The 25,344-nt window shown below is 31.2% G+C and carries 19 protein-coding genes; 10 read left to right on the top strand and 9 right to left on the bottom strand.

Going from position 1 to position 25,344, the window contains the following annotated elements:
* Positions 1–73: 73 nt before the first annotated feature.
* Together CLOPA_RS20780 and CLOPA_RS20775 are read right to left on the bottom strand one after the other, a co-directional pair.
* Positions 74–1,354, bottom strand: a complete 1,281-nt coding sequence (locus tag CLOPA_RS20780) for a glycosyltransferase family 39 protein (protein WP_015617392.1) — start codon at positions 1,352–1,354, stop codon at positions 74–76.
* A 211-nt stretch (positions 1,355–1,565) separates the two neighbouring features.
* Positions 1,566–2,264: a Crp/Fnr family transcriptional regulator gene (locus tag CLOPA_RS20775; protein WP_242834243.1), complete on the bottom strand. Its 699-nt coding sequence runs from the start codon at positions 2,262–2,264 to the stop codon at positions 1,566–1,568.
* Between the two features lie 215 nt (positions 2,265–2,479).
* Between CLOPA_RS20775 and CLOPA_RS20770 the strand changes: the two genes are divergently transcribed.
* Entirely contained in the window at positions 2,480–2,740 is a 261-nt protein-coding gene (locus CLOPA_RS20770) for a GIY-YIG nuclease family protein (protein ID WP_015617390.1), read from the top strand.
* Between the two features lie 627 nt (positions 2,741–3,367).
* Entirely contained in the window at positions 3,368–6,796 is a 3,429-nt protein-coding gene (locus CLOPA_RS20765) for a pyruvate carboxylase (protein WP_015617389.1), read from the top strand.
* A 130-nt stretch (positions 6,797–6,926) separates the two neighbouring features.
* Here CLOPA_RS20765 and CLOPA_RS20760 read toward each other — a convergent pair whose 3' ends face one another.
* The 3 genes from CLOPA_RS20760 to CLOPA_RS20750 all read right to left on the bottom strand — a co-directional run bounded on the left by CLOPA_RS20760 (position 6,927) and on the right by CLOPA_RS20750 (position 10,040).
* On the bottom strand, positions 6,927–8,042 hold the full coding sequence (locus tag CLOPA_RS20760; RefSeq protein WP_015617388.1) for an ABC transporter substrate-binding protein: 1,116 nt from the start codon (positions 8,040–8,042) through the stop codon (positions 6,927–6,929).
* Between the two features lie 121 nt (positions 8,043–8,163).
* Complete coding sequence (locus CLOPA_RS20755) at positions 8,164–8,946, bottom strand: ABC transporter ATP-binding protein (protein ID WP_015617387.1); 783 nt, start codon at positions 8,944–8,946, stop codon at positions 8,164–8,166.
* Positions 8,943–10,040 carry a FecCD family ABC transporter permease gene (locus CLOPA_RS20750; protein WP_015617386.1) on the bottom strand — a complete coding sequence of 366 codons (1,098 nt, stop codon included), beginning with the start codon at positions 10,038–10,040 and terminating at the stop codon, positions 8,943–8,945. The genes CLOPA_RS20755 and CLOPA_RS20750 overlap by 4 nt, the downstream gene beginning before the upstream one ends.
* Before the next feature lie 1,195 nt (positions 10,041–11,235).
* Here CLOPA_RS20750 and tkt point away from each other — a divergent pair.
* Entirely contained in the window at positions 11,236–13,224 is a 1,989-nt protein-coding gene (gene tkt, locus CLOPA_RS20745) for a transketolase (protein ID WP_015617385.1), read from the top strand.
* A gap of 85 nt (positions 13,225–13,309) precedes the next feature.
* Here tkt and CLOPA_RS20740 read toward each other — a convergent pair whose 3' ends face one another.
* Positions 13,310–13,498, bottom strand: a complete 189-nt coding sequence (locus CLOPA_RS20740) for a hypothetical protein (protein WP_015617384.1) — start codon at positions 13,496–13,498, stop codon at positions 13,310–13,312.
* 467 nt (positions 13,499–13,965) lie between these two features.
* Between CLOPA_RS20740 and CLOPA_RS20735 the strand changes: the two genes are divergently transcribed.
* Complete coding sequence (locus CLOPA_RS20735) at positions 13,966–15,759, top strand: stage V sporulation protein D (RefSeq protein WP_015617383.1); 1,794 nt, start codon at positions 13,966–13,968, stop codon at positions 15,757–15,759.
* 309 nt (positions 15,760–16,068) lie between these two features.
* Complete coding sequence (locus CLOPA_RS20730; protein WP_015617382.1) at positions 16,069–16,872, top strand: lipid II flippase Amj family protein; 804 nt, start codon at positions 16,069–16,071, stop codon at positions 16,870–16,872.
* 155 nt (positions 16,873–17,027) lie between these two features.
* Here CLOPA_RS20730 and CLOPA_RS20725 read toward each other — a convergent pair whose 3' ends face one another.
* Positions 17,028–18,305 (bottom strand): IS110 family transposase, encoded by a 1,278-nt coding sequence (locus tag CLOPA_RS20725; protein WP_015613850.1) that lies wholly within the window; start codon positions 18,303–18,305, stop codon positions 17,028–17,030.
* Positions 18,306–18,755: 450 nt separating this feature from the next.
* Between CLOPA_RS20725 and CLOPA_RS20720 the strand changes: the two genes are divergently transcribed.
* The 4 genes from CLOPA_RS20720 to CLOPA_RS20705 all read left to right on the top strand — a co-directional run bounded on the left by CLOPA_RS20720 (position 18,756) and on the right by CLOPA_RS20705 (position 22,748).
* Positions 18,756–19,415: an MtnX-like HAD-IB family phosphatase gene (locus CLOPA_RS20720; RefSeq protein WP_015617381.1), complete on the top strand. Its 660-nt coding sequence runs from the start codon at positions 18,756–18,758 to the stop codon at positions 19,413–19,415.
* On the top strand, positions 19,412–20,473 hold the full coding sequence (locus tag CLOPA_RS20715) for an iron-containing alcohol dehydrogenase family protein (protein WP_015617380.1): 1,062 nt from the start codon (positions 19,412–19,414) through the stop codon (positions 20,471–20,473). Before CLOPA_RS20720 ends, CLOPA_RS20715 begins: the two co-directional genes overlap by 4 nt.
* A 140-nt stretch (positions 20,474–20,613) precedes the next feature.
* Positions 20,614–21,567, top strand: coding sequence for a magnesium/cobalt transporter CorA (gene corA / locus CLOPA_RS20710; RefSeq protein WP_015617379.1), 954 nt, complete (start codon positions 20,614–20,616; stop codon positions 21,565–21,567).
* A gap of 65 nt (positions 21,568–21,632) precedes the next feature.
* Positions 21,633–22,748 carry a THUMP domain-containing class I SAM-dependent RNA methyltransferase gene (locus CLOPA_RS20705; protein ID WP_015617378.1) on the top strand — a complete coding sequence of 372 codons (1,116 nt, stop codon included), beginning with the start codon at positions 21,633–21,635 and terminating at the stop codon, positions 22,746–22,748.
* A gap of 149 nt (positions 22,749–22,897) precedes the next feature.
* Here the strand turns inward: CLOPA_RS20705 and CLOPA_RS20700 are convergent, their stop codons facing one another.
* Positions 22,898–23,707, bottom strand: coding sequence for a metal ABC transporter permease (locus CLOPA_RS20700; RefSeq protein WP_015617377.1), 810 nt, complete (start codon positions 23,705–23,707; stop codon positions 22,898–22,900).
* On the bottom strand, positions 23,685–24,365 hold the full coding sequence (locus CLOPA_RS20695) for a metal ABC transporter ATP-binding protein (RefSeq protein ID WP_015617376.1): 681 nt from the start codon (positions 24,363–24,365) through the stop codon (positions 23,685–23,687). Before CLOPA_RS20695 ends, CLOPA_RS20700 begins: the two co-directional genes overlap by 23 nt.
* 469 nt (positions 24,366–24,834) lie before the next feature.
* On the opposite strand from CLOPA_RS20695, the gene CLOPA_RS20690 reads away from it, so the two are divergent.
* On the top strand, positions 24,835–25,323 hold the full coding sequence (locus CLOPA_RS20690; RefSeq protein ID WP_015617375.1) for a deaminase: 489 nt from the start codon (positions 24,835–24,837) through the stop codon (positions 25,321–25,323).
* Positions 25,324–25,344: the final 21 nt, after the last annotated feature.

Here is a 25,344-nt window from a genome sequence, read left to right as displayed (position 1 = left end):
GTGGAAAAGGCGAAGTAACTATTAAGTTACTTCGCACTTTTCTCAATAAATGCTGCATATTAAGTTTAGAAACTTATTTTAAAAATTTCTCCTTGAAAGGAATATTTTCAAATATAGTTACGCAAATATAGGCAGAAAACATAATTAAAATGGGCATAACAGGATAGAAATATCTGCTCATAGTGAAAAATGGAAGATATATAAGAATAAAATATACTACCGATGCTATGGGCAAAATTCCAAGTACATCTTTGTTACGTCTTAAAAAATAGAATATCATACCAGTAAAACTTAAAATAAGTAATATAAAATGATATATACCTGCAACTTCATATTTTATATTAAAAATATTTCTCCAATAAAAGGGTGTTAAAACTTGATAGCTACCCTTACCTATGGTATACCAATATATAAATTTCAAAGGTTCTTTTGGAAAAAGATTTTTTAATCTGTATTTAGAAACATCTATTTCTAGAGTGTTTTTTTCTATTTCAGAAAGCGTAGAAATTTTAGTATTGTAATGAGTATAATCTAATCCATCCGTTGCTTTAGTAGTTTGATCATAATTAATGAAGGTACCTTGAAGCATAGGATTGCCTGTAGCTAAGGTAAAGGGAATGAATCTATTAAATGTTTTATAATTTCTTATCCACCAGGGACTTAGTATTATACAGAATACTACTGTAACGGCTAAAGTATATTTGACAGCCTTTTTAATGCTTAATTTTTTTATAATCCACATAATTAAAATGACTATAGGATATGCAGATATAGTAGGTCTGAATAGGACTGCAAAACCCAGAGCTACGCCGCCTAAAATATAAAATTTAGTTTTATCCTCATCTATAGCATATATGGAAAAATAAATGAGACATAATACAAAAAATTTAAAGAATATTTCAGTTAATATGAGATTAGGAACCCAAATTTCAGGTATGTAAATTAAATCTAATATAACTGCAACAATAGCTACTTTACTATTGAATATCTTCCTTGATATAAAAAATAGTAAGAGTAAAGAGAGTATTTGAACAACTCCCTGAGCAATACGAAAAGCAGTTAAGCCGCCAAATTTATTAAAGATTGACATAAAGAAAGCTAAGGTATATGCAACACCAGGCATCATAAAAACCGTTGGATTAGGTGGCGCATGATAGGTATATACTCCTGTTTGTACTAAATTCCAGGCGCTTCTTATAAATTTTACATCGTCATTATTAGGTTCATAAAAATTTCCGAGAAGGGTAGTATTACCATAATAAAAAATAGAAATCAATATTAAGGAAAATAATATGAGGCAACTTAAAAAAAGTAATACTTTAATTGATCTTTTTTCATTTTTTAAACTAAACATCTTATCACCAACTTCTTAATTTTTAAGTATAAGGAATATTCAAATAAATAACTAGTCAGTATGCTAGTCTATTTTGCATCCTACTACGTCAACAGAACCCTCATATAGCCCACTATAGTCGGAACCTGTTTCCTTGTAGGCTTCAAAATATACGCCGCATCTTTGACTCACTATTTATTTTCATATGCCTAAAGTAACATGGAAGGTAATTCTAATATTCATCAGTACATTCTCTTAATCTGTTTTTGTCAATGACTATAATTTTTTTAGAGTAGGTATCAAGGATCTTTTCTCTTTTAAGCTCGCTTATAATTCTACTCACAGTTTCACGAGAGGTACCAACCATATTTGCTATATCCTGCCTTGTTATGTTTATATCAATCTCAATTCCAAGTTCAGTTTCTTTACCATGCCTTTCACATAAATCTAATAAGGTCATAGATATTCTTTTATAGGTGTCACTAAAAGCCATTTCTTTAAGGGCCTTTTGAGAGCGATAAAGTCTTTTAGTAAGAACTTTGATTATCTGTAGAGCTAATGTAGTGTTATTTAAAATCATTTTTTCAATATCTTTATTTAAAATCATTCCTATCTCACTGTTTTCCATTACTTCTACAGTGGCAGGATAATTAATGTCATTGAATAGAGTGACTTCTGCAAAAATTGAACCTTCACCTAGTATATTTAGAGTAATATCTTTGCCATCAAAAGAGGTTTTATAGATTTTAACTCTTCCTGATCTAACAAAGAAAAAAGCCTCTCCCTTATCTCCTTCATAAAAAATTATTTCCCCTTTTTTATATTTTTTTATATTTTGTAATTCAATTATTTTTTGTAAAGCTTCATCGGAAAGATGAGAAAATATAGGGATATTTTTTATTATGTTTAAAGAATCCTGCAAAAGTATCACGTCCTTATATTGTATGTGTAGAAAAAAGGGACAGTAAAAATCATATCGATTCTAATTATACAATAATTGTGGAATTATTTATAGTGTTGATATATCATAAATGATTTTATTGAAAAAGATAAATAATTCTTTAGTTATTCTCTAACCAGAAATATAAAATAATGATAAAATAATGATAAAATAAATATATATAAAAGATTCAAGAGGATAAAATAATGAATTATGTTTACATTTTAAAGTGCAGCGATGGCACACTATATACGGGATATACAAATGATTTAAAAAATAGATTAATGGTTCATAATAGTGGAAAAGGGGCAAAATATACAAGGGGAAGACTTCCTGTTGAGATTGTATATTCTGAGGCTTTTGAAACAAAAAGTGAAGCTACTAAAAGAGAATATTATATAAAGCAGCTTAGTAGAGCTGAAAAATTAAAGCTTATTGGTGAAAGAAAGAGTAAAAGGGTGGTATAAGAAGTGATTCAAATAAGTGACGAAGAAATAAATAATAACCACCAATTAGCTATAATTTTAACTAATTGGTGGTTAAACAAATCCTAACTCATTTATACAGCCTGGTTCTTCTGATTGTATTTCGATCACCCTTTTCTATAATTTATTTTTTATAATATTTTTATATCATAAAATTTAAAATATTTGTATTAATATACTGATATAAATTATCTTACATAAAACATATTAATGAATATTTTGTTAATATATTTTGCAATCTATATTTATACCTAATTTTGATTAAATGTGATTTATATCCTTATAGTCATCAATTATATATTTATACTTTAGTCAAATAATTAATATTTGTACCATGTACATCTATAATATGACAACTATTAGATATTAACTAACTCTATTCTTATACTATGAGTTAGGATTTGTAAGAAGATTTAACTTTCTTCTTGTGTTTATTATAACATTATTATATACAGATATCAACTGAATATTCGAAAAATTTAAAAAAAACAAATGATATGAATTTTAGATGTTTTCAATATTGCATTTTTCGTAAAAAAACGTTATTCTATTTAGTGGGAATAAATGAGATTCTTTATATGATAATGCAGACAAACTAGGAGGATTAAAATGAAAGAATTTAAAAGAGTATTGGTTGCCAATAGAGGAGAAATTGCAATAAGAATTTTTAGAGCTTGTAAAGAGCTTGGAATACGTACTGTTGCAATTTATTCTAATGAAGATAAATATTCTTTATTTAGAACAAAGGCAGATGAGGCTTATCTAATTGGTGAAAATAAAAGTCCGGTTGAAGCTTATTTAAATATTGAAGAAATTATTAGTTTAGCCCTTAAAAAAGGAGTAGATGCTATTCATCCTGGATACGGATTCCTGTCGGAGAATGCAGAATTTGCAAAAAAATGTGCTGAAGCGGGAATAGAATTTATTGGACCCACATCAGAAATGATGGATAAGCTTGGTGATAAGATTAAATCTAAAATAGCTGCAAAGGCAGTTGGAGTTTCCACTATACCTGGATATGAGAGGGATATAAAGACAGTGGAAGAAGCAAAAAAACTTGCTAAAGAATGTGGATATCCTATCATGCTTAAAGCTGCTGCTGGCGGCGGTGGAAGAGGTATGAGAATTGTAAGAAATGAAGAAGAACTGCCGGATGCTTTTATGAGCGCAAAAAGTGAAGCAAAGAAAGCTTTTGGTATAGATGTGATGTTTATGGAAAAATATCTTGAAAAGCCAAAGCATATAGAAGTACAGGTTTTAGGAGATAAGTACGGCAATATTGTTCACTTGCATGAAAGGGATTGTTCCATACAGAGAAGACATCAGAAGGTTATTGAGTTCACTCCTGCATTTTCACTTTCAGATGAAAAGAGAAATAAAATTTGTGAAGATGCTTTAAAGATAGCAAGATCAGTAAATTATAGAAGTGCAGGAACTTTGGAATTTTTAGTGGATGCTAATGGAAATCATTATTTTATAGAAATGAATCCTAGAGTTCAGGTAGAGCATACTATAACGGAAATGATAACTGGAATAGATATAGTTCAGAGTCAAATTTTAATTGCTGAAGGATATGAACTTGGTTCAGAGGAAATAGGCATTTATTCTCAAGATGATATAAAGATAAATGGATATTCTATTCAATGTAGAATAACTACAGAAGATCCTTTTCATAACTTTGCACCAGATACAGGAAAGATAGAAGTTTATAGAACTAGTTCAGGTTTTGGTATAAGACTGGACGGAGGAAATGGTTTTTCAGGAGCGGTAATAAGTCCTTATTATGATAGTCTTTTAGTAAAAAATATATCCTGGTCAAGAACCTTTAAAGACTGTGTTAGAAAGACTATTCGTGCAATTAAGGAAACTAATATTACTGGAGTGAAGACTAATATAGGATTCTTAATTAATGTGCTAAATCATCCTACTTTTTTAAAGGGTGAATGCGACACAGGTTTTATTGATGAAAATCCAGAATTAATTAATATTTTACCTCATGAAGATGAAGAGGGAAGATTATTAAAATTCATTGGTGAAAAGGTAGTTAATGAAACCAAGGGTATTAAAAAGGAATATGATGTACCGGTAGTGCCTAAGGTTGAAATTCAAGATACTCTAATTGGCACAAAACAACTTCTGGATACTAAGGGTACAGAAGGCCTTGTAAGCTGGATTAAAGATCAGAGTAAGCTGCTTTTAACAGATACCACTATGAGAGATGCTAATCAGTCTCTAATGGCTACAAGAGTAAGAACAAGAGATATGATAAAAATAGCTGAGGCTACTTCTGCTTATGGAAAAGATTTATTTTCTCTAGAGATGTGGGGAGGGGCTACTTTTGATGTGGCGTACAGATTCCTTGGAGAATCACCTTGGGAGAGACTTGCACAACTTAGAAAGAAAATTCCTAATGTGCTTTTCCAAATGCTTATACGTGGTGCCAATGCAGTAGGATATAAGAACTATCCAGACAATGTAATACGTGAATTTATAAGAGAATCAGCTAATAATGGCATAGATGTATTTAGAATATTTGATTCTTTGAACTGGCTAAAGGGAATGGAAGTATCCATAGATGAAGTATTAAAGAGCGGAAAAGTTGCAGAAGCCTGTATTTGTTATACTGGAGATATATTAAATGATAAAAAAACTAAGTATAATTTGGATTATTATATAAAGTTGGCAAAGGAAATTGAAAAAACAGGTGCTCATATTTTGGGAATTAAGGATATGTCAGCACTTTTAAAACCACATGCTGCCTATAAATTAGTTGGAGCGTTAAAACAGGAAATAGGAATGCCTATACATCTTCATACTCATGATACTACAGGGAATGGAGTAGCTACAGTTTTAATGGCAGCAGAAGCTGGAGTTGATATTGTAGATACGGCCTTTAACAGTATGTCAGGACTTACAAGTCAGCCAGCACTAAATTCTGTTGCAGCGGCATTAAAGAATACAAGAAGAGATACAGGTATAGATTTAAGAGGGATTCAACGCGTATCGGATTATTGGGCTGCAGTTAGACCAGTTTATTACAAGTTTGAATCAGAGCTTAAGTCTGGATCTGCTGAAATCTATGAATATGAGATTCCTGGAGGTCAGTATTCAAATCTGAAGCCACAGGTAGAAAGTTTTGGACTTGGTCATAAATTTAATGAAATTAAGGCAATGTATAAAAAAGTAAATGATATGCTTGGTGATATTGTAAAAGTAACACCATCTTCTAAAATGGTAGGAGATTTTGCTATATTTATGGTTCAAAATGACATTACACCAGAAAATATATATGATAAAGCTGTTAATATGGCATTCCCTGATTCTGTAGTAGCTTATTTTAAGGGAATGATGGGTCAGCCTATGGAAGGCTTCCCTAAAAAGCTTCAGGACTTAGTATTAAAAGGGGAAGAGCCTATTACCTGCAGACCTGGGGAATTGCTTCCAGAGGAAGATTTTAATAAGATAGAAGAATATTTAAAGGATAAATATGATATTGCTCCAAATAAGAAAGATGCTCTCAGTTATGCTTTGTATCCTGATGTTTTTGAAGACTATTTAAATTATATTAAGGAATTTGGAGATTTAAGCAGATTAGGCAGTGATGTTTATTTCCATGGTCTTAGTGAAGGTGAAACCTGCGAAGCAGAGGTGGCAAACGGTAAAACTTATATGATAAAACTTTCTGGTATGGGAAAGGTAGATCAAGAGGGAAATAAGACACTTTATTTTGAAGTGGATGGAAATCGTAGAGAGATTAAAATCAAAGATAGAGATAGTAAGAATGCTCAGGAAACATTTTCTACAAAGATGGCAGATAGTTCAAATCCTCTAGAGGTTGGAGCACCTATTCCAGGAACCATTTTAAAAGTACTGGTTTCAGAAGGTGAGAAAGTAAGTGAAAACCAGCCTTTAATGATTGTAGAAGCCATGAAAATGGAAACTAGGGTGTCTGCATCTGCTTCTGGTACTGTGGAATTGATAAATGCATCAGAGGGCCAGCAGGTTAAGGCAGGAGAATTATTAATCAGCCTAAAATAATTTATTGAAGAGAAAGATAAATTATTTAAAAAGGGTAGGGAACGTACATAGATTTGTGTAAATCAAATCTATACGTTATATAAAAATAAGAGTATGGGTTATAAAATCCATACTCTTATTTTTATCCTTATTATTTAGCTGCTGGAGGTAAAGCTTTAAGTATTCTGTCAGTTTCATCATCAGTAAGATTATAATTTAAGAATGTTTTATAGAAACTCTTTGTTTCTTTAGCCATATCTATATTGGTAAATTTATCAGGATATAATGTTTTAGCAGCCCATTGTATTTGTAATGCCTCTTCTGCACCATATCTATCCCATAAGAAAGCTCCATCTGGATTTACATACATTTTTTTATTCTTTACAGCATTTACTTTTGACCAAGTTGGATCGCTGGATAATTTTTCAATAGCTGTAGCTCTATCATTTGGATTAGTAACTGTATTGCTGCTGAAGATGATAACATCAGGATTCCATTGTAATATTTGTTCCATGGATACCACTTTACTGTTACCACTTACGCTGCTAGCTGCATTGATACCACCAGCAACTTTTATCCAGTTATCTATTATTGTATTACTGCCATCTATAGTTAATGGATTGAGAGCTGTTATATGTAGAACCTTAGGTTTTTGGCCTTCTGGAATTTTTGAGGTTACAGCCTGTATTGAAGTAAGCTTACTATCTAAATATTTTATATAGTTATTTGCCTTTTTTTCTGCATCTGCACCCAGTATTTTACCAGATAGTTTAAAGGTATCTTTTAATCCATTAAAATCTGTAAAAGTTAATTGAACAACTGGAATTCCAAGTTGAGTTACTTTATTTGCAATTTGTGGAACTACAGAGTTAAAGACTATATCAGGTTTTGTCTTTAATAATTCTTCTGTATTTACATCAGTATTTGTAAGAGCGGTTGTTGCTTTCTTCATTTGTGGATTTACTACAGCTAGCCATGGTCTAGTTTTTGGAGCATCACTTGAGTTAGTTGAAACTATTTTGCTGCCTTGACCAAGCATAACTAAAACTTCATTATGAGCAGGCCAACCATCAGCAATAGTATTTATTGTAGTTGGGACATCTACCTTTGCACCAGTTGCGTCTGTAATAGTCTGTTTTGCTGGTTTTGAAGCTGTAGAATTTGATGCGTTTGAAGAATTTGATGAAGTTGAGCTATTACCACAGCCAACCAATAGTGCGAAAATTAAGCATATAACCAATACGATAGAAATTTTAAGTCTTTTCATAAGAGCACTTCCTTTAATTTAATAATATAATTTATTTTTATATAAATTGTTTAATGGAATATAGTTATATATTCCATTAAACAAATATAAAGCTATTCATTATAAAACGATAGTTTTAACTTTATGATAACAAAGGTACACAGGACTTAATAACGCTGCCATCTTTATCAATTGTAGTAGCAATTTTTACATTAACTCCATAGGCAGATTTGAGATTTTCCTCTGTTACTACATCGTCAGAATAACCTACAATAAAATTATTATTTCGCTGAAATAAGGCTACTTTACTGGAACAGAGAAAAGCATGATCTGGAAAATGAGAAGTCATAATAATTCCAAGACCAGTTTCAGAAAGTCTGTTTATTTGTTCTAGAACCCTTATCTGATTACCAAAATCCAAATTAGAAGTAGGTTCATCCATAATCAAAAAGTCAGGTTCTTGAGTTAAAGCTCTTGCTATGAGAACCATTTGTCTTTCTCCACCGCTTATTTCTGTGTATATTCTGTCTTTTAAATAGGATATGTCAAGGAGTTCCATAGCTCTTTCTGCTATAGCTACATCATTTTTAGATGGTGAGGCAAAGGTTCCCAGATGAACAGTTCTTCCCATAGTTACTACATCCTTAACTAAAAATGGGAATGGGGGAGTGTGAGCTTGAGGTACATAGGCAATGACTTTAGCTAACTTTTTTCGTGACCAATTGTGTATATTATCACCATCAATACTGATTTCTCCACCTTGAATTTTTAAAAAGCCTAAAATAGTTTTAAAAAATGTAGTCTTACCTACGCCATTTGGGCCAAGGATGCATAGAATTTCACCAGAATGTACATTTAAGGATAAACCACTTATTACTGTTCTTGAACCGTAACCACAAGCTGCATCTTTTATTTCTAATATCATATCCAACCTCTCCTTCCTTTTAATAATAGATATATAAAAAATGGTGCTCCTATTAATGAAGTAAGTATTCCTAGGGGAATTTCCATAGAAAACAGACTTCTTGCAACATCATCTACTAGCAGTAGATAGGAACTTCCTATAAGTATAGTTGCAGGAAGAAGAATTTTATAATTAGGACCTACAATCATTCTTGTAAGGTGAGGAATAATAAGTCCTACCCATCCAATCATTCCACCTATGGAAACTGAAGCAGCAGTCATTAGTGTTGAACACAGTATCATTATAATTCTAAGTCTTGAAGTATTTACACCAAGAGATCTTGCTTCTTCTTCACCGAGAGAAAGGACATTTAGATTCCATCTTAAAAGAATTATTGGAACTAATCCAAAAACCATTGGAATAATCATAAATAAAACATTTTTAGTAGTTACAGAGGACAGACCACCCATGAGCCAAAAAGTTATTTCAGGAAGCTTATTGTATGGATCACCTACATATTTTATTAAGGATATAAAGGCTGAACAGAGAGCAGCAATTACCATACCCGTAAGTACTAGAGTTAGCACTCCGTTGTCTTCGCTGCTTATTGCAGAACTTATGAAATAAGTTAAAAATACAGCAATTAGTCCGAATACGAAGGAACATATTTGTACCTCTATGAGATTAAAAGAAAAAAGAATGGCGATGGCAGCTCCAAAGCCAGCACCGGCTGAAGCACCTAGAATATCTGAAGATACCATAGGATTTTTAAATAGGCCCTGATAAGTTGCACCTGACACAGAAAGGGCTGCACCTACCATCATAGCTGCAAGAATTCTTGGAATTCTAACTTTGAACAGCACTGTAAGCAGGGTATCAGGGTAGTGTATACTCAATCCGAACAGCTTAGAATAGAAAATATCAAAAAGTGTAGATATTGGAATAGAATATCTTCCAACACTAAAAGATATAATGAAGGCCAATATTGGTAATAGCACTAAGCCTATAAGAAGATAATTTTTTTTTTGCTTTATTTTAGTATGTGTATCCGTAACTGAATCTGAAAGTAAAATTGTTGGGTCTTGCTTTATATTTACTTTGTTTATAGTTTTCATAATAACCTCCTTTATTAAATATGATATATTCGTATATTGAATTTTTGAAATTTCAATAATTGATATTAAGTTTTGTAATGTTATATCTAAATTTATATTATTAAATAATTATAGAATGTTACTATATGTAAAATAAAATAAATGTAAATATATATATAATGAAATTAACCTGATTAAAACGTGTTAAAACATTATATAAAATAAATAATGTATTACGGGATAACTTGTTAAATCAATTATATTTTATTTGATTTTTAAAATCAAGAACTTTTGATTAATTTAATGCAATAAATTGCAAAATAACTGAAGATTTAAACTGAAATTTGTTGAAATTTAATGAATAGACTTGCTAATATAATAAATTAATATTGAATATTTTATTATTAATTGTTGGTTTATTTATAGTTATATAAATTTTTATAATGTTTTATTACAAAATTATAAATTGTATTGTATGGATATAAATAAATATAAATGAAAGTGTCAATAACATAACTTGCAGTTTTGTGCATTTTTAATTAAAAATTTTACATAATTGATTTAAAAGATATATAATTCTGTAAATACAAAATTAATAAGTTTATAATTATATAAAAACAAATTTTATAGGTATAATGATATAATTTATAACAAAACACAATAAAGAAAAAAATAAATACCTATTAAACAGTATACAAGTAAAATATTTACATAAAATATTTAATGGTTTACATGTAAAATTATAAAATATTTGAAAATTTAAAAAATAGATATTCTATTAAAGTTGTAATACTTATTCATAAATATTAATATAGGAATAAGGTTTTAAATGATCAAATATTTGAAAAATGGAAATAATAGTTCTGCCTTTACAAGGGCATAGTAATCTGGAATGAGGTAATTAAATATAGTAGAGCAATGAAATTATTTATTTTTATGGAGATGTATGAATACAAATAAATACACATATTAAAAAGATATAACTAAAAATATCTTAAAAAATTTAAAAATCTATTTCAATAATCAGTAATTTTAGGTAGTATATAAAGAGAATTTTAATTTTTATAATAGTCAGCATAAAAGGCAAATAAGAAGTTAAAACTTTTTGAAGACAGTATTAATAATACAAGACAGATAAAAGAGGAGGGAGTTACCAAATTTATAGACATATATAGTATATTTATGAAGTTTTATAGATTCTTGGTGGCGGAAGATAATGAACAATTTAGATCAACAAGTAGTAAATACTATAAGGATATTATCAGCAGAAGGAGTTCAAAAGGCAAATTCAGGACATCCAGGATTACCTTTAGGAGCAGCTCCAATGGCCTATGCTCTATGGGGTAAAGAAATGAAGCATAATCCCAAAAATCCAAATTGGGTAGATAGAGATAGATTTATACTCTCAGCAGGGCATGGTTCCATGCTGTTATATTCCTTACTTCATTTATTTGGATACGGTCTTAGTGTAGATGATTTAATGAATTTTAGGCAATGGGGAAGTAAGACACCAGGTCATCCTGAATACGGTCATACAGTGGGGGTTGAAGTTACTACAGGGCCACTTGGACAAGGAATAGCCAATGGAGTAGGTATGGCTATAGCTGAGCAATATCTAGGAAGTAAATTTAATAAGCCCAATTACAAAGTAGTAGACCATTATACCTTTGCTCTGTCTGGCGACGGCTGCATGATGGAAGGAATCTCAAGTGAAGCAGCTTCTTTAGCGGGTACCTTAGGACTTGGTAAACTTATAGTATTGTATGATTCTAATAATATATCAATAGAAGGAAGTACTGATATTGCCTTTAGAGAAGATGTAGCTAAAAGGTATGAAGCCTATGATTGGCAGGTTATAAGGGTTGAAGATGGAAATGACATTCACTCTATTACAAAGGCTATTGAAACCGCAAAAGCTGAAGATAGCAAACCAACCATTATAATAGTAAAAACACAAATTGGATATGGATCTCCAAAGCAAGGTACTGCAGGTGCCCATGGTGAGCCTTTAGGTGAAGAAAACATAAAGAAAACAAAAGAATTTTTGAACTGGAAAGGTGAAGGGGAATTTTATGTTTCAAAGGAAGTAAGATCACATATGGAAACATTACAAAAAGCTGGAGAAGAAAAAGAAATTCAATGGAACAAGCTTTTTGAGAATTATAAAAAAGAATATCCACAGCTGGCAGATGATTGGGAAATATGGTATTCAGATAGTATTGCATCAGATATTTTAGAGGAAGAGGATTTTTGGAAATTTCAAGGTAAATCGGCTACAAGAGTTTCCTCTGGTGAGATTATAAATAGACTTGTTAAATTTGTACCAAATTTAATAGGTGGTTCTGCAGACTTATCTCCTTCAACTAAAACTTATATGAAGGATAGGGGAGATTTTTCTAAAGAAGATAAAAGTGGTGCAAATCTTCATTTTGGAGTTAGAGAACATGCTATGGCAGCTATTGGAAATGGTATAGCATTACATGGAGGACTTAAAATTTTTGTCTCAACCTTCTTTGTATTTAGTGATTACATGAAGGGTGCAATGAGACTTTCAGCATTAATGAAGCTTCCTGTAGTATATGTACTAACTCATGATAGTATTGGTGTTGGAGAAGATGGACCAACACATGAGCCAATAGAGCAATTAGCTGCTTTAAGAAGTATACCTAATTTCCATGTATTTAGGCCAGCAGATTCTAAGGAAACAGCTGCAGCTTGGTATTCAGCTATTAGCAGAACCGATGGGCCAACGGCTTTAATACTTTCAAGGCAGAACCTTCCTCTATATGAAGAGAGTTCAAAGAATGCATTAAAGGGAGCATATATATTAAAAGAAAGTTCTAAGGAAACACCGGATATTATTCTTATGGCAACAGGTTCGGAAGTGGAATACATTTATGAAGCAGCAAAATTATTGGAGGAAAAAGGTATAGCTGCCAGAGTAATAAGTATGCCTTGTTTAGAAATATTTGATAAGCAGGATGAGGACTATAAGGACAGTATTCTTCCTAAGAAGGTGAGAAATAGAATTGCAGTAGAGGCAGCAGCATCCTTTGGATGGCACAAGTATGTGGGCTTAGATGGAGATATAGTGGCTATAGACCATTTTGGAGCATCTGCACCAGGAGATATATTGTATAGAGAATTTGGAATTACTGTAGATAATATTGTTGAAAGGGCTTTAAAACTAGTTAAAGCTAAATAATATAGGTTTTCAAGCTCTGTGGTTTTATACCATAGAGCTTTTTAGTTGAATTTTTTAAATGTATTGGATGTACACTCCTGTAAGCCTATAAATCAATATTTAGATTTGTTAGGCTTATTTCATTTTTTATAACTATATTATCTTTTGATTCTTTATGCTTTAGTATATTTATGGTTACCATTTTCCCAGCAGTAGGCTTTATAGGAGAAAAATTTGGACTTGCCAATGCATTTTTTATAGCAGCTTTGGTATTTATTCCACTAACAATTTTCATGGTAGGTAAAGTTAAAAATAATAATAAAAATTAAATACTTATTCATATATTTGTAAGATTTAGTCTACAAATGACACTTTAAATTTTAACATATATGTGATATCATTATTTATTAATATAGTGTAATTTTAATATAGATAAACAACTTGATATATAAATTTATGTTTTAATATATAAAATTAAAAAGCCTTGTAGCTTAAAACAATGTTTAATTATGAAATTGGATATCTATAATAGAATTTTAATATATATGTGTTGCAGAGTAAAACATATATAATATTTATCCGATATCTAGTAGCTGTAATACTCCACCTTCTGAAGGTGGAGATAACAGCTACACGTTCCTGGATAATTCATCTAAACTTAGTGGGAATACAAACTCCCACTAAGTAAGATTCATTGATACTCTACATAGAGATGTAATAATAGAAGCTGAAAAAGGTTAAAGTAATAATTCATGGAAGGTAGTGAGTATACTGAAAGTAAAAAAAAGTAGCACCAAAATTCTTATAAATAAAAGACTTTTGGGTGTATTTATGTTATTTGGATTAGTGTTTATATTGGTAATAGGAAGATTATTTTATCTTATGGTTACTGATTCTAAATTTTATAAAGTTAAGGCTCTACAACAATGGACAAGCCAGATAACCGTTCCAGCAGAGAGAGGCCGTATACTTGATAGAAACGATAATGAGTTTGTTGTAAGCGCGGAAGCATATAGAGTTGATATAGATATGAATACATTAAGGCAAGCTTTAAAAATTAAGTCAATAGGTATGGACCAGCTATCTAATGAATTATCAACTATATTAAGTATGCCTGTTAAACAGGTGTCTAATATATTATATTTAAAGTCTCCTGAAGGTATGCCTGTTAAATTTGCTACTCTTGCAAGAAAAATAGATAAAACTCAGGCTGATAAAATTAAGGCATTAAATATATCTGGTTTTATAATATCCAATGATTCAAAAAGAGTTTACAAAAATAATAATTTTCTTGCCAGTACTCTTGGATATACAAATTCAGATGGAAATGGTGTTTCAGGAGTGGAATTAAGCTATAATAAAGAATTAGCTGGAATTCCAGGACAGAAAATTTTGGAAACTGACAATCGAGGCAATCAGCTTCCTTATGAGAATTCGCAATACATTGCTCCTGTGAATGGTAAGGATTTAGTCTTGACTATTGATCAGACAATACAATTATATGCAGAACAAGCAGCACAGAAGGCTTTAATAGATAATAAGGCAAAATCAGTTACAATTACAGTCATGAATCCTAAAAATGGTGAAATACTAGCCATGGTAAATAAACCAGATTATGATCCAAATAATCCTAATGGGGCCAAAAACCAGACTGGAGAGCAGATTGCTGCATCTTGGAAAAACAATGCAGTACAAAACACCTTTGAGCCTGGCTCCATATTTAAAGTAATAACTTCCTATGCTGCAATGGCAGAAAATGTTGTAAATGATGCCACTAGATTTCCTGATCCTGGATATGTAATTGTAGATGGTAAACGTATTAATGAATGGAATCCAGCAGGATTTCCATTACAAACTTTTCAGGATATAATCAAAAATTCCAGTAATGTTGGTTTTGTAAAGCTTGGTACAGAATTGTTAGGTAAAGATAAGTTATTTAAGTATATAAATTTGTTTGGCTTTGGTCAGAAAACTGGTGTAGATTTACCTGGCGAGTCCACTGGAATAGTGCCACCTATTAAAAATGTAAATAAGGTTGATCTAGCAACTATATCTTTTGGACAAGGTATTTCAGTAAGTGCTGTACAATATTTGGCTGCTTTTAATTCTGTGGCAAATGGTGGAACTTGGATTAGACCTCATGTAATGAAGGAGATTGTGCATACAGATAGCAATAACAAGCAAATTGTGGATACTACATATAATAACTTAGGAGAGAAAAAGATACTTGATCCCAATATTGCCAGCACTTTGAGGACATATTTAAGAAAGGTTGTTACTGATGGAGTTGGATCTGCTGCTGAAGTTCCTGGACTTGATATAGCAGGAAAAACTGGAACAGCTCAAAAATCAAGCCCTACAGGAGGTTACGCACCGGGGAAATATATGTCTTCCTTTGCTGGTATGGCGCCAGAAAACGATCCTAAGATTACTATGCTTATATCTATAGATGAACCAGATCAATCTAAGTATTATGCTGGACAAACCGCGGCTCCTGTGGCGAAGGATTTGTTTAGAGAGATATTTGATTATATGAATTCAAAGGGGATAAATTAATTTATCCGATGACTACCACCCGTAATACTCCCATCTTCTATCAAAGTGGGAGATAACGGCTGCTACGTCCCTGGATAACGAGTTCTAAGTTTCAGCTGGAGAAAAAAATTCCATCTGAAACTTAGAACTCTGTTTATATGGATTTTTAGATGCAAGAGTATAGAATATACTTTTGCATTATTTTATTTTAAAGGATTTTCATATAAAATATAGAATTATATTATAGGGAAGTATCAAAGGAGTAACCGGTATATTTGTGTTATTATTTAGCTGATAATGCTTAAGAGATAATATTTAGGAGGTGCTCAAATGCCTGTAGCCATAGTTATTGTGCTCATATTGACTTTTGTCATATATATAGTATCCACCCTATCCTATTCTGTGAGAATTGTTGGAATAAAGACTGGAAGAATAGCAATTTCTTTTGCTGTGTTTAATATATTCTCTCTAATAGCTAGGACTGCTAATACAATTCAAGCTCCCCTATTGTCTAAAAGCATAGAAGAAAGTATAAGGGTAGGTCGAGCTGGTGAATTTTTGTATGTTTTTAGATGGATATTAGCCTTGTCTACTATAGGAGCCATAGTAGGAGCTATATTAATGCCAACTTTTATAAAATTATTCAGTAAAACTGTCAATAGCTTTAGTGTGTATAAATCTGTACCGAAACTATTAGTACATAGTTTTTCTAAAGCTGGAATAGAGCAGTTTAAAAAAAGTATATCTAAACCTAAAAGGGAAAATATATCTCAATTAAAAAGTTTAAGAAGGATTCCTAAAAAGATTATAATATTAAATATAATGGCTTGCTCAATTTCTACTGTAGGTGTAGTGGCAGCCCTTTATGCTGGATGTTTAAATCCCGACCTTAGAACTACCTGCAGCAATTTAGCACCAGTCATAAATGGGTCATCAACCATACTTATAACTATATTTATAGATCCCTATACGTCTATGCTGACAGATGATGTCATAAGAGGAGAATGCAGTGAGCTTCAATTCAGTAGATGTATAATTTTCATAGTTTTTGGACTTATACTAGGTACAATTCTAGCACAGCTGCTGCTTGTGCCAGCTGCAATGATAATTGAGTCCATAGCAAAATTTATTTGATAGAATAAATAAAAATTACAATAGTAGACAAAATAACTTAAAGCAATTTGGTAATATGTCAAGAACAAAATGAAAAGAAAAAGAAATGATTTTGAAAAAAATGGGTAACCTTAACAAGCATACGTCAAACTTAGAACGTATGTTCGCAAAACTATTTATTTATCTACCCTATTTGAAGAGTAGAGTTGATTTTTAGCCAGCAATCCAAAAATCAAACGAATCAATTTACGAGATGTTAGTGCGAGTGCTCGTTTATGCTGATGTGTAGTTACTTCAGCAAATTTCTTCTGATAGAATTCTTGATATTCAGGAATATATCTTACGATACTTCCAGCAGCTTCTATCAGATAATAGCGCAAATAACGGTTGCCTGCTTTGTTCATTGGTGTGTTTTCAGCCTTAAAACCACCAGATTGATTTTCCTTCCATACGATGCCAGCGTATTTAGCAATGGCATTGTTATTAGGGAAAGCATGAACACTACCTAATTCTGAAAGAATGCCACTAGAGTAAACAGGGCCGAACCCAGGTATTGACATTAAAATTTGGTATTCAACGGGGTTCATTCCCATAACTGCTTTTTCAATAGCCTTGTTAATAGCTTTAAGTTCTTTCTCAAAAGCCTGAATACAATTAAAAGAGCAGGCAATTGAGGTTGTTAAAGGCTCATACAAACATTTATCAAGGCGGTATGAATTACGTGCAGCCTGCTGCAGAATTTCAGCAGTCATCTGTGGATTGGAAATCCGCTTGCGACTTTTTTTATTGACGAAGTCAACAAGATCTTCAATTGAAGTATTTGCAATATCTTCAGAAGAAAGAAAATCTGTCAATATAGATGACGCAGTAGCACCATATTTATCAGAAAAAGGATGATCATCACCCTGTAACAAAGCAAATTCACTAAACTTGAGAAATACATTGGATAACATGTAAGTCTTTTCTCTGGTTAAGCATTCAACAATATGAAGCCTGTGTCTTGTAAGTCTTTGCAGAGCAAGATATTGAGAACCCCGCCAGGGTTCAGTATGAATTCTGCCAACTCTTGCAAAATCAGCAATAACAAAAGAGTCAATGCTGTCATTTTTATCAAGAGAATTGAAGGAATCTTTGTAGTTAGCAACTTCCTTAGGGTTTAAGCAGTAAACATAAGGCTTGTAAGGCATAAGTCTTTCACTTGAAGATAAAAAATTGGCAATATGTACTCCGTAAAAGGAAGTAGATTCTAAGCCGATTATTACAGTTTTAAAAGTGTTCTTTTCTAACACTTTAACAAGCATGGATTCTAATTGTTCTGCACCAAATTGTGTATTAGGAACAGGCTCCATTTTAATCAAGAATTCTTGATCAAAATTAATAGCAGAGACAACATTTTGTCTCGCACCAATATCGATACCAACAAATAGAGTTGATAAGTAATCTAATTTCTTCATGAAATCACCACCTTTCAAAAATAATGAGGAAATTAGAAAGGAATTATCCTAATCCAAAGTACTGACTGCAACCTCGCGTAATTAGCATTTATCCAGACGAAAAACCTTGCTGGTGGCTACGAAAGGATATGCAACATTTGTGTAAGCAGAATATGATACTTTGGTCAGGCTGCAAGCTTTCTAGGCAATAACAATAAGTTTTGCAGGAGAGATAATGCAGTAACCTTTGCTAAAGTTCCATAAGGACTATTTTAGCATTAGGAAATCCTTTGATAAATAGTAAGTTAAAATGTATAGATTTGAAAGTTAAAGAATCAGCAATATTGAATTGGGAGAATCCCCATTAGAAAAATAGAGATGCTTTCTTAATCTATACAAAATATAAAAAATAAATAAGTCTATAACAGTTATTTAACTGACTATAAACTTATTATACGAGGAGAGGATGTTATGTTAAACTTTGCATTTATATCGGATTTTGATGGAACATTAACTGAAAAGGATTTTTATAAAATAATAATGGATGAGTACCTAAAAGATGAATGTACACAGATGTATAAGGATTGGAGAAGTAAAAAAATAAAAGATGTAGATTATTTAGGATATGTCTTCAAAAATATAAGAAGAAATGAAAAAGAAATAGATGAAGACATAATGAGAATTTCATTTGACCCTTATGCAGGTGAATTTATAAAGAAAATTAAAGCAGCAGATGGAGATTTTGTAGTTATCAGTGCTGGAACTAGCTATTACATTAACAAAATATTTGATAAGAATGAAATTAAAGATGTTGATATATACTCTAATGAGGCTATTTACAAAGATAAAGGAATACATTTTGTATTAGATGAAAAAAGTGAATTTTATTCTGAGATATATGGAATTGATAAGCTAAAGGTAGTAAAAAAATTAAAACAAAAATATGATAAGATTTTTTATGCTGGAGATACAGAGCCAGATTTAAAGGCAGCTCTTTTGGCAGATGTAGTCTTTGCCAAAGATGTTTTAGTTGATTTATTGAAAAAAGAAAATAAAGAGTGCATTGAATTTAAAAATTTTAGTGAGATATGGCCAACGGTAGAAAAATATATAAAGGGGTGGAACAAATGAAGGGAAGTACCCATAGAATAGCTATTCCATCTATACTGGAAGTTGGAAAGGGAAACATAGAGTATATAGGAAGTATAATAGAAAAATGTATGTTTAAAAGAGTGTCTATATACTTTGGTGAAGGTATATATGAACTGTTTGGAAAGAAAATAGAAAAATCAATATTAAATGTGGGAATAGATATATCAAGTATAGGAGAAGTTACAAATATAGACTTTGAAGGAATAGGTATACAGGCCTTTGAGATACCAAATGATGTAGATTTATTAATTGGAGTTGGTGGAGGAAAGGCAATTGATGCAGTAAAGTATATGGCTTTTTTAAGAAAATTACCTTTTATAAGCATACCAACTTCTACCTCTAATGATGGTTTCGCCAGTGCTGGAGCTTCTCTCACTTTAAAGGGTAAAAGAACATCGCTGCCTGCAAAGACACCTTATGGAATAATAGTAGATATTGATGTAATAAAAGGTGCACCTGAAAAATTTATATATTCAGGAGTAGGGGATCTAGTTTCCAATATAACTGCATTGTATGATTGGAAATTTGAAGAAGATAATAAAAAGACTGTAGTAGATGATTTCGCCGTAATGATATCGAAAAAAGCTGTAAATAGTTTTGTAAGAACAGAGTTTGAGACTATAAAGGATGACTTATTTTTAAAAGAATTAGTAGATTCCTTAACTATGAATGGAATATCCATGGAGATTGCAGGGAATAGTTCACCAGCAAGTGGCGCAGAACATTTGATTTCGCATGCATTAGATAGTTTTTTAACAGTTCCTCAGCTTCACGGAGTTCAAGTGGGAATAGCAACTTATATAATGTCAAAAGTACAGCAGCACAGATATAAGAGAATTACTAAAGTGTTACAGGATACTGGTTTTTTTAACTATGTAGCCACTTTAAAAATGAAAAAAGATGATTTTAAAAAGGCTGTTGAAATTGCACCCTCTATAAAACCTAATAGATATACCTATATTCATGTTAAGGAAAATGTAGAAATTGCTAAAAGAATTATTGATGAAGATGAAATATTAAGTAAGATATTAGTTTAATTCTGTATTATATGTTGTATTGAGGAGAAAGCCTTAATAGTATATTATATAAATGGGTGAATTTTCAATTGTTTAAAAATCATCATAAGGGATATTGATTATAATAATATTTAACCATTAAGAAGAAAGGTTGGATTCAATTGCTTAGAATACTGGCTATTGCAAATGATTTAAAACCCATTTATAATTTAACCCTACAGGAATTGGATAATGAAAATATTAAATGGTATTGGATTGATTTTAATAATCCAACAGCTACTGAAGACAATTTACTTCGCAGTTATTTTCATTTTCATAGCTTGGCCATAGAAGATTGTATGTCAAATTTAAATAGTCCCAAAGTGGATTATTATGATAAATATAATTTCTTTGTTTTCAATGCTTTAGATAAAAACAGTTTGAAACCAATAGAAGTAGATGTTTTTGTAAGTGAAAAATATGTTGTATCTTATCATAAATCCATTTTGATTGAACTAGATGAAGCTTGGGAGAAAGCTAATAGAAATGAAGGGGATTGGGGAAATGGGACAACATATATTGCACATCAGATATTAGATAAGGTAGTAGATAATTTTTTCCCGTCAGTATATAAAATTCAAGATGTATTGGATAATATAGAAGATGAAGAAAAGGATAAGTCTATATATGATTTAATAGGTAACGTGTTTGAGATAAGAAAAGAATTGTTGGTATTGAGAAAAACCATAAATTCTATGAGGGACTTGTTATATAGGATACTTAATTCTGAAAGGTTAAAGAGTTTCAATGATCACAAAATCTATTTTTCAGATATATATGACCATCTTTTAAAGCTTTCAAGTATGATAGAGTCCAGCAGAGAAATGACAGCGGATATAAGAGATAATTACTTATCTATAAATTCAGCTAAGATGAATAGAAATATGATGGTTTTGACAGTTATAACTACTATATTTATTCCTTTAACTTTTATTGCTGGAGTTTATGGTATGAATTTTAAATATATGCCCGAATTGGATTGGAAATACGGTTACTTTGGAGTAATGATAATAATGGCAGCAATAGCTGTAATAATGTATATTTGGTTTAAGGGCAAGGGCTGGATGGATCAATAACACATTTAAAAATACATAGGGCATATTTCTAGTGTGCTTAATTTAAACTAACAGGAGAAAAATATATGGATTATACTTTAATAGCAACTACCACCTTTGGAATAGAGGCAATTACTGCAAAAGAGCTTAAAGGACTTGGATATGAAGAACTTAAGGTAGAAGACGGAAGAGTTACTTTTACTGGAGATGAAATGGATATAGCCATTGCAAATATATGGCTTAGGACTGCAGAGAGAATTTTAATACAAGTAGCAAATTTTAAAGCTGAAACCTTTGAAGAACTTTTTCAGGGAACAAAGTCAGTACCTTGGGGAGATATTATTCCTGTAAATGGCAATATGCATATAGTGGGAAAATCCATAAAGTCAAAGCTATTTAGTGTACCAGATTGTCAATCTATAGTTAAAAAGGCCGTAGTTGAGGCAATGAAAAAGAAATATAATAGAGACTGGTTTTCAGAGGATGGCCCAGAGTACAAAATAGAAGTTGCCTTGCTAAAGGATATGGTAACTCTTACTATAGATACTTCTGGGGAAGGACTTCACAGGAGAGGTTATAGAAAGAATTCAGGTGGTGCACCACTAAAAGAAACTCTTTCAGCAGCTCTAGTGCTTATAAGTAAATGGGATGCTTCTAAGACTCTTGCAGATGTTTGTTGTGGTTCAGGAACAATTGCCATTGAAGCAGCTATGATAGGTAAGAATATAGCACCTGGACTCAATAGAACTTTTGTATGTGAAACCTGGCCTGGTGCTGATAAGAAAATGTGGGATCAAGTTCGTGAAGGTGCTAAAAAAGCAGTTAATAAAGAAAATTTTAGAATTTTAGCCTCTGACATAGATACCTGGGTTTTAAGAACGGCTAAAGATAATGCAGAAAAGGCTGGAGTTTCAGAATTTATAGCCTTTCAAAAGCTTCCTATGAATGAGTTTTCTTCTAAGAAAAAATGCGGATATATTATTTCAAATCCACCCTATGGAGAGAGAATGGGAGAACAGAAGGAATTAGAAAAACTTTATAGAGACTTTGGTAAATTATATTCACAGCTTGATGACTGGTCTATTTTTGTAATAACCCCATATAAGGATTTTCAAAAGCTGTTTGGCAAGAAAGCTGATAAAAATAGAAAGCTTTATAATGGTAGAATTCAGTGTTATTATTATCAGTATTTTAACAAATAATAAGAAAGGATTATTTGTTTTAGCTTAAAGCAAATTTATATATTTGGCAATATGTTTTTAAGTATGTGACCTATGATAGGATTTTATATAAAATAAAACCACAATGAAATTCACATAGATATTAGTGGAGTTTCATTGTGGTTTATTATTTATGCTTTCTTTTTTACAAAAACTCTAACTATAAGAACAGTAACAAGTACAAAAACTGAGGTTAGTGCAATTGTTCCACCTGGTGCACAATTGAGGTAATAAGACAGAATAAGACCGAAAATTATATCTATAAATCCAAATATAACGGAATAAATAAGTGTTTTCTTGAAGCTACTATTAAGCTGCATAGCTGTGGCTACAGGAACTGCCACCATGGAAGAAACTACAAGTATTCCTATTATTCTTATGGAAACAGATATAGAAGCACCAACTAAAAGAGCAAATATATAATTTATAAGTTTTACATTTATATTGGCTACCTTTGCACCGTTTTCATCGAAGGTTATATATACAAGTTTTTCATATAATACCTTTAAGAGAATGACGCATATTATACTTAAAATTAAAATAGTGTATAAGTCGCTTTTTTCTACAGTAAGAATACTTCCAAATAGGAAAGATTCAATATTGCCGTGAGCCTTGCCGCTGCTGGTAAGGGTTATGGCAATCCCTACAGAGAAGGTAAGTATAATTGGTAATATTAAATCAGAATATTGTTTATAATAGTTTTTTAAAAGTTCTATTAATACAGCGCAGATAGAAGTAAATATAAAGGCATATATTATAGGGCTTTGACCAAATACAAGACCAATGGCGACACCAGCAAAAGAAGCATGTGAAAGAGTATCACCTACCATTGCATATCTTTTTAAAACTAGAAATACACCTATGGAAGGACATAGTATAGATACTAATATAGCTGCCATAAATGCATTTCGCATAAAACTAAGATGAAAAACTTCTAACATTATCTAAACCCTCCGTAGTAGTTCTCAGGTAATCATTTATAGTTAACAGACATCCATTGCCTTTATCCATTTTAAATATATGAGTTGAGTTTTCAATGGCAGCCTGTAAATTATGCTCTACTGAAAGTATGGTTATTCCTTTTTCTTTATTTAAATTTTTCACAAAAGAGTATATCTCACTCTGGCTTTTTATATCAATTCCAGTGGAGGGTTCGTCTAAAATCATAAGTTCAGGTTCTCCCATAAGAGCTTTGGCAATAAATACCTTCTGCTTTTGACCCCCTGATAATTCGCCAATTAAGTTGTTTTTGAAACTATTCATTTTAACAATGGAAAGAGTTTCATCTATACATTTAGAATTCTTTATTTTTAGAGCTGACCTATGACATTTAAGTATTTCACCTACGGTTATTGGAAAGGAACTATTAAAATTCTCTAGCAGTTGAGGAACATAACCTATCTTTTTAGTGGATATATCAATTGTTCCTATAGTAGGCTTTAGCAAATTAAGTATCAGCTTCATGAGAGTACTTTTACCGCTGCCATTTTCACCTAAAATGGAAATATAGCAACCTTTTTTTATATTTAAGTTTATATTATTTAAAATATATGGCAAAGATTTAGTATAGGAAAAGCATAAATTTTTTATTTCAATCATAAAATGTCCTCCTGAAAATTCATTAAGGTTATTGGGTTATATAAAGTAAATGTATTAACTATATAGATTATTAACAAATTATTGTAAAAATAATAGATATTTATAAAAATCGATACAGAACTAAAATAATTATATACCTTGCTGCAAATCGTTTGCAAGTAGAAATTATATATAAAAAATTTATATTAAAATATATATGAATTGGTGATATAATAAAAAAGGATATTTTTTCTGTTTAATTTAGGAATTAGGCATGTGAAAATAAATAGTAAGTCAAAGATGCGACGAATATTTTGAATCATACAAGGAAACAGGTTCTGATGATAGTGGGCTATCTGAGGGTTCTGTTGACGCAGTAGGATTCAAAATAGGCTAGCATACTGACTAGTTATTTATTTGAATATGCCTTATATATTAATTAATAATTATCAATGACAATCTTGTATTTGATACTTTAGGGAGATAATATATGGAAAGAAGAGATAAATATAACTATTATTTAGATATCGCAGAAACGGTATTAGAAAGGGGAACATGTTTAAGACGTAATTATGGTTCTATAATTGTTAAAAATGATGAAATTATATCTACAGGGTATACAGGAGCACCAAGAGGAAGAAAAAATTGTTCTGATATTGCCTTTTGTAGAAGAGAGAAACTAAATGTTCCAAGGGGAACACAATATGAATTATGTAGGTCTGTGCATTCAGAAGCCAATGCTATAATTAGTGCTTCAAGAAGAGATATGCTTGGAGCTAATTTGTATTTAGTTGGCAGAGATGTAAAAACTGGAGAATATGTTAAAAATGCTAACTCATGCACTATGTGCAAGAGGTTAATTATCAATTCAGGAATTAAAAAAGTGATTATACGGGATACAAAACATAATTATAGAGTTATAGATACTGATTTGTGGATAGAGGAGGATGATTCTCTTCAGGATGAAATGGGATATTAAGTATATTTTGTTTAGAAAAAT

The organism is Clostridium pasteurianum BC1, from assembly GCF_000389635.1.
Classification (GTDB): Bacteria; Bacillota; Clostridia; order Clostridiales; family Clostridiaceae; genus Clostridium_I; species Clostridium_I pasteurianum_A.
Note: the sequence above shows the minus strand (reverse complement) of the source record. Positions and strands in the feature narration are given on the sequence as shown.

What these genes read in the sequence shown, in the direction of transcription:
- CLOPA_RS20780 (WP_015617392.1), bottom strand. Translation starts at nt 1,354, where the DNA reads ATGTTTAGTTTAAAAAATGAAAAAAGATCAATTAAAGTATTACTTTTT.
- CLOPA_RS20770 (WP_015617390.1), top strand. Translation starts at nt 2,480, where the DNA reads ATGAATTATGTTTACATTTTAAAGTGCAGCGATGGCACACTATATACG.
- CLOPA_RS20765 (WP_015617389.1), top strand. Translation starts at nt 3,368, where the DNA reads ATGAAAGAATTTAAAAGAGTATTGGTTGCCAATAGAGGAGAAATTGCA.
- CLOPA_RS20760 (WP_015617388.1), bottom strand. Translation starts at nt 8,042, where the DNA reads ATGAAAAGACTTAAAATTTCTATCGTATTGGTTATATGCTTAATTTTC.
- CLOPA_RS20755 (WP_015617387.1), bottom strand. Translation starts at nt 8,946, where the DNA reads ATGATATTAGAAATAAAAGATGCAGCTTGTGGTTACGGTTCAAGAACA.
- CLOPA_RS20750 (WP_015617386.1), bottom strand. Translation starts at nt 10,040, where the DNA reads ATGAAAACTATAAACAAAGTAAATATAAAGCAAGACCCAACAATTTTA.
- tkt (WP_015617385.1), top strand. Translation starts at nt 11,236, where the DNA reads ATGAACAATTTAGATCAACAAGTAGTAAATACTATAAGGATATTATCA.
- CLOPA_RS20740 (WP_015617384.1), bottom strand. Translation starts at nt 13,498, where the DNA reads ATGAAAATTGTTAGTGGAATAAATACCAAAGCTGCTATAAAAAATGCA.
- CLOPA_RS20730 (WP_015617382.1), top strand. Translation starts at nt 16,069, where the DNA reads ATGCCTGTAGCCATAGTTATTGTGCTCATATTGACTTTTGTCATATAT.
- CLOPA_RS20725 (WP_015613850.1), bottom strand. Translation starts at nt 18,305, where the DNA reads ATGAAGAAATTAGATTACTTATCAACTCTATTTGTTGGTATCGATATT.
- CLOPA_RS20720 (WP_015617381.1), top strand. Translation starts at nt 18,756, where the DNA reads ATGTTAAACTTTGCATTTATATCGGATTTTGATGGAACATTAACTGAA.
- CLOPA_RS20715 (WP_015617380.1), top strand. Translation starts at nt 19,412, where the DNA reads ATGAAGGGAAGTACCCATAGAATAGCTATTCCATCTATACTGGAAGTT.
- CLOPA_RS20705 (WP_015617378.1), top strand. Translation starts at nt 21,633, where the DNA reads ATGGATTATACTTTAATAGCAACTACCACCTTTGGAATAGAGGCAATT.
- CLOPA_RS20700 (WP_015617377.1), bottom strand. Translation starts at nt 23,707, where the DNA reads ATGTTAGAAGTTTTTCATCTTAGTTTTATGCGAAATGCATTTATGGCA.
- CLOPA_RS20695 (WP_015617376.1), bottom strand. Translation starts at nt 24,365, where the DNA reads ATGATTGAAATAAAAAATTTATGCTTTTCCTATACTAAATCTTTGCCA.
- CLOPA_RS20690 (WP_015617375.1), top strand. Translation starts at nt 24,835, where the DNA reads ATGGAAAGAAGAGATAAATATAACTATTATTTAGATATCGCAGAAACG.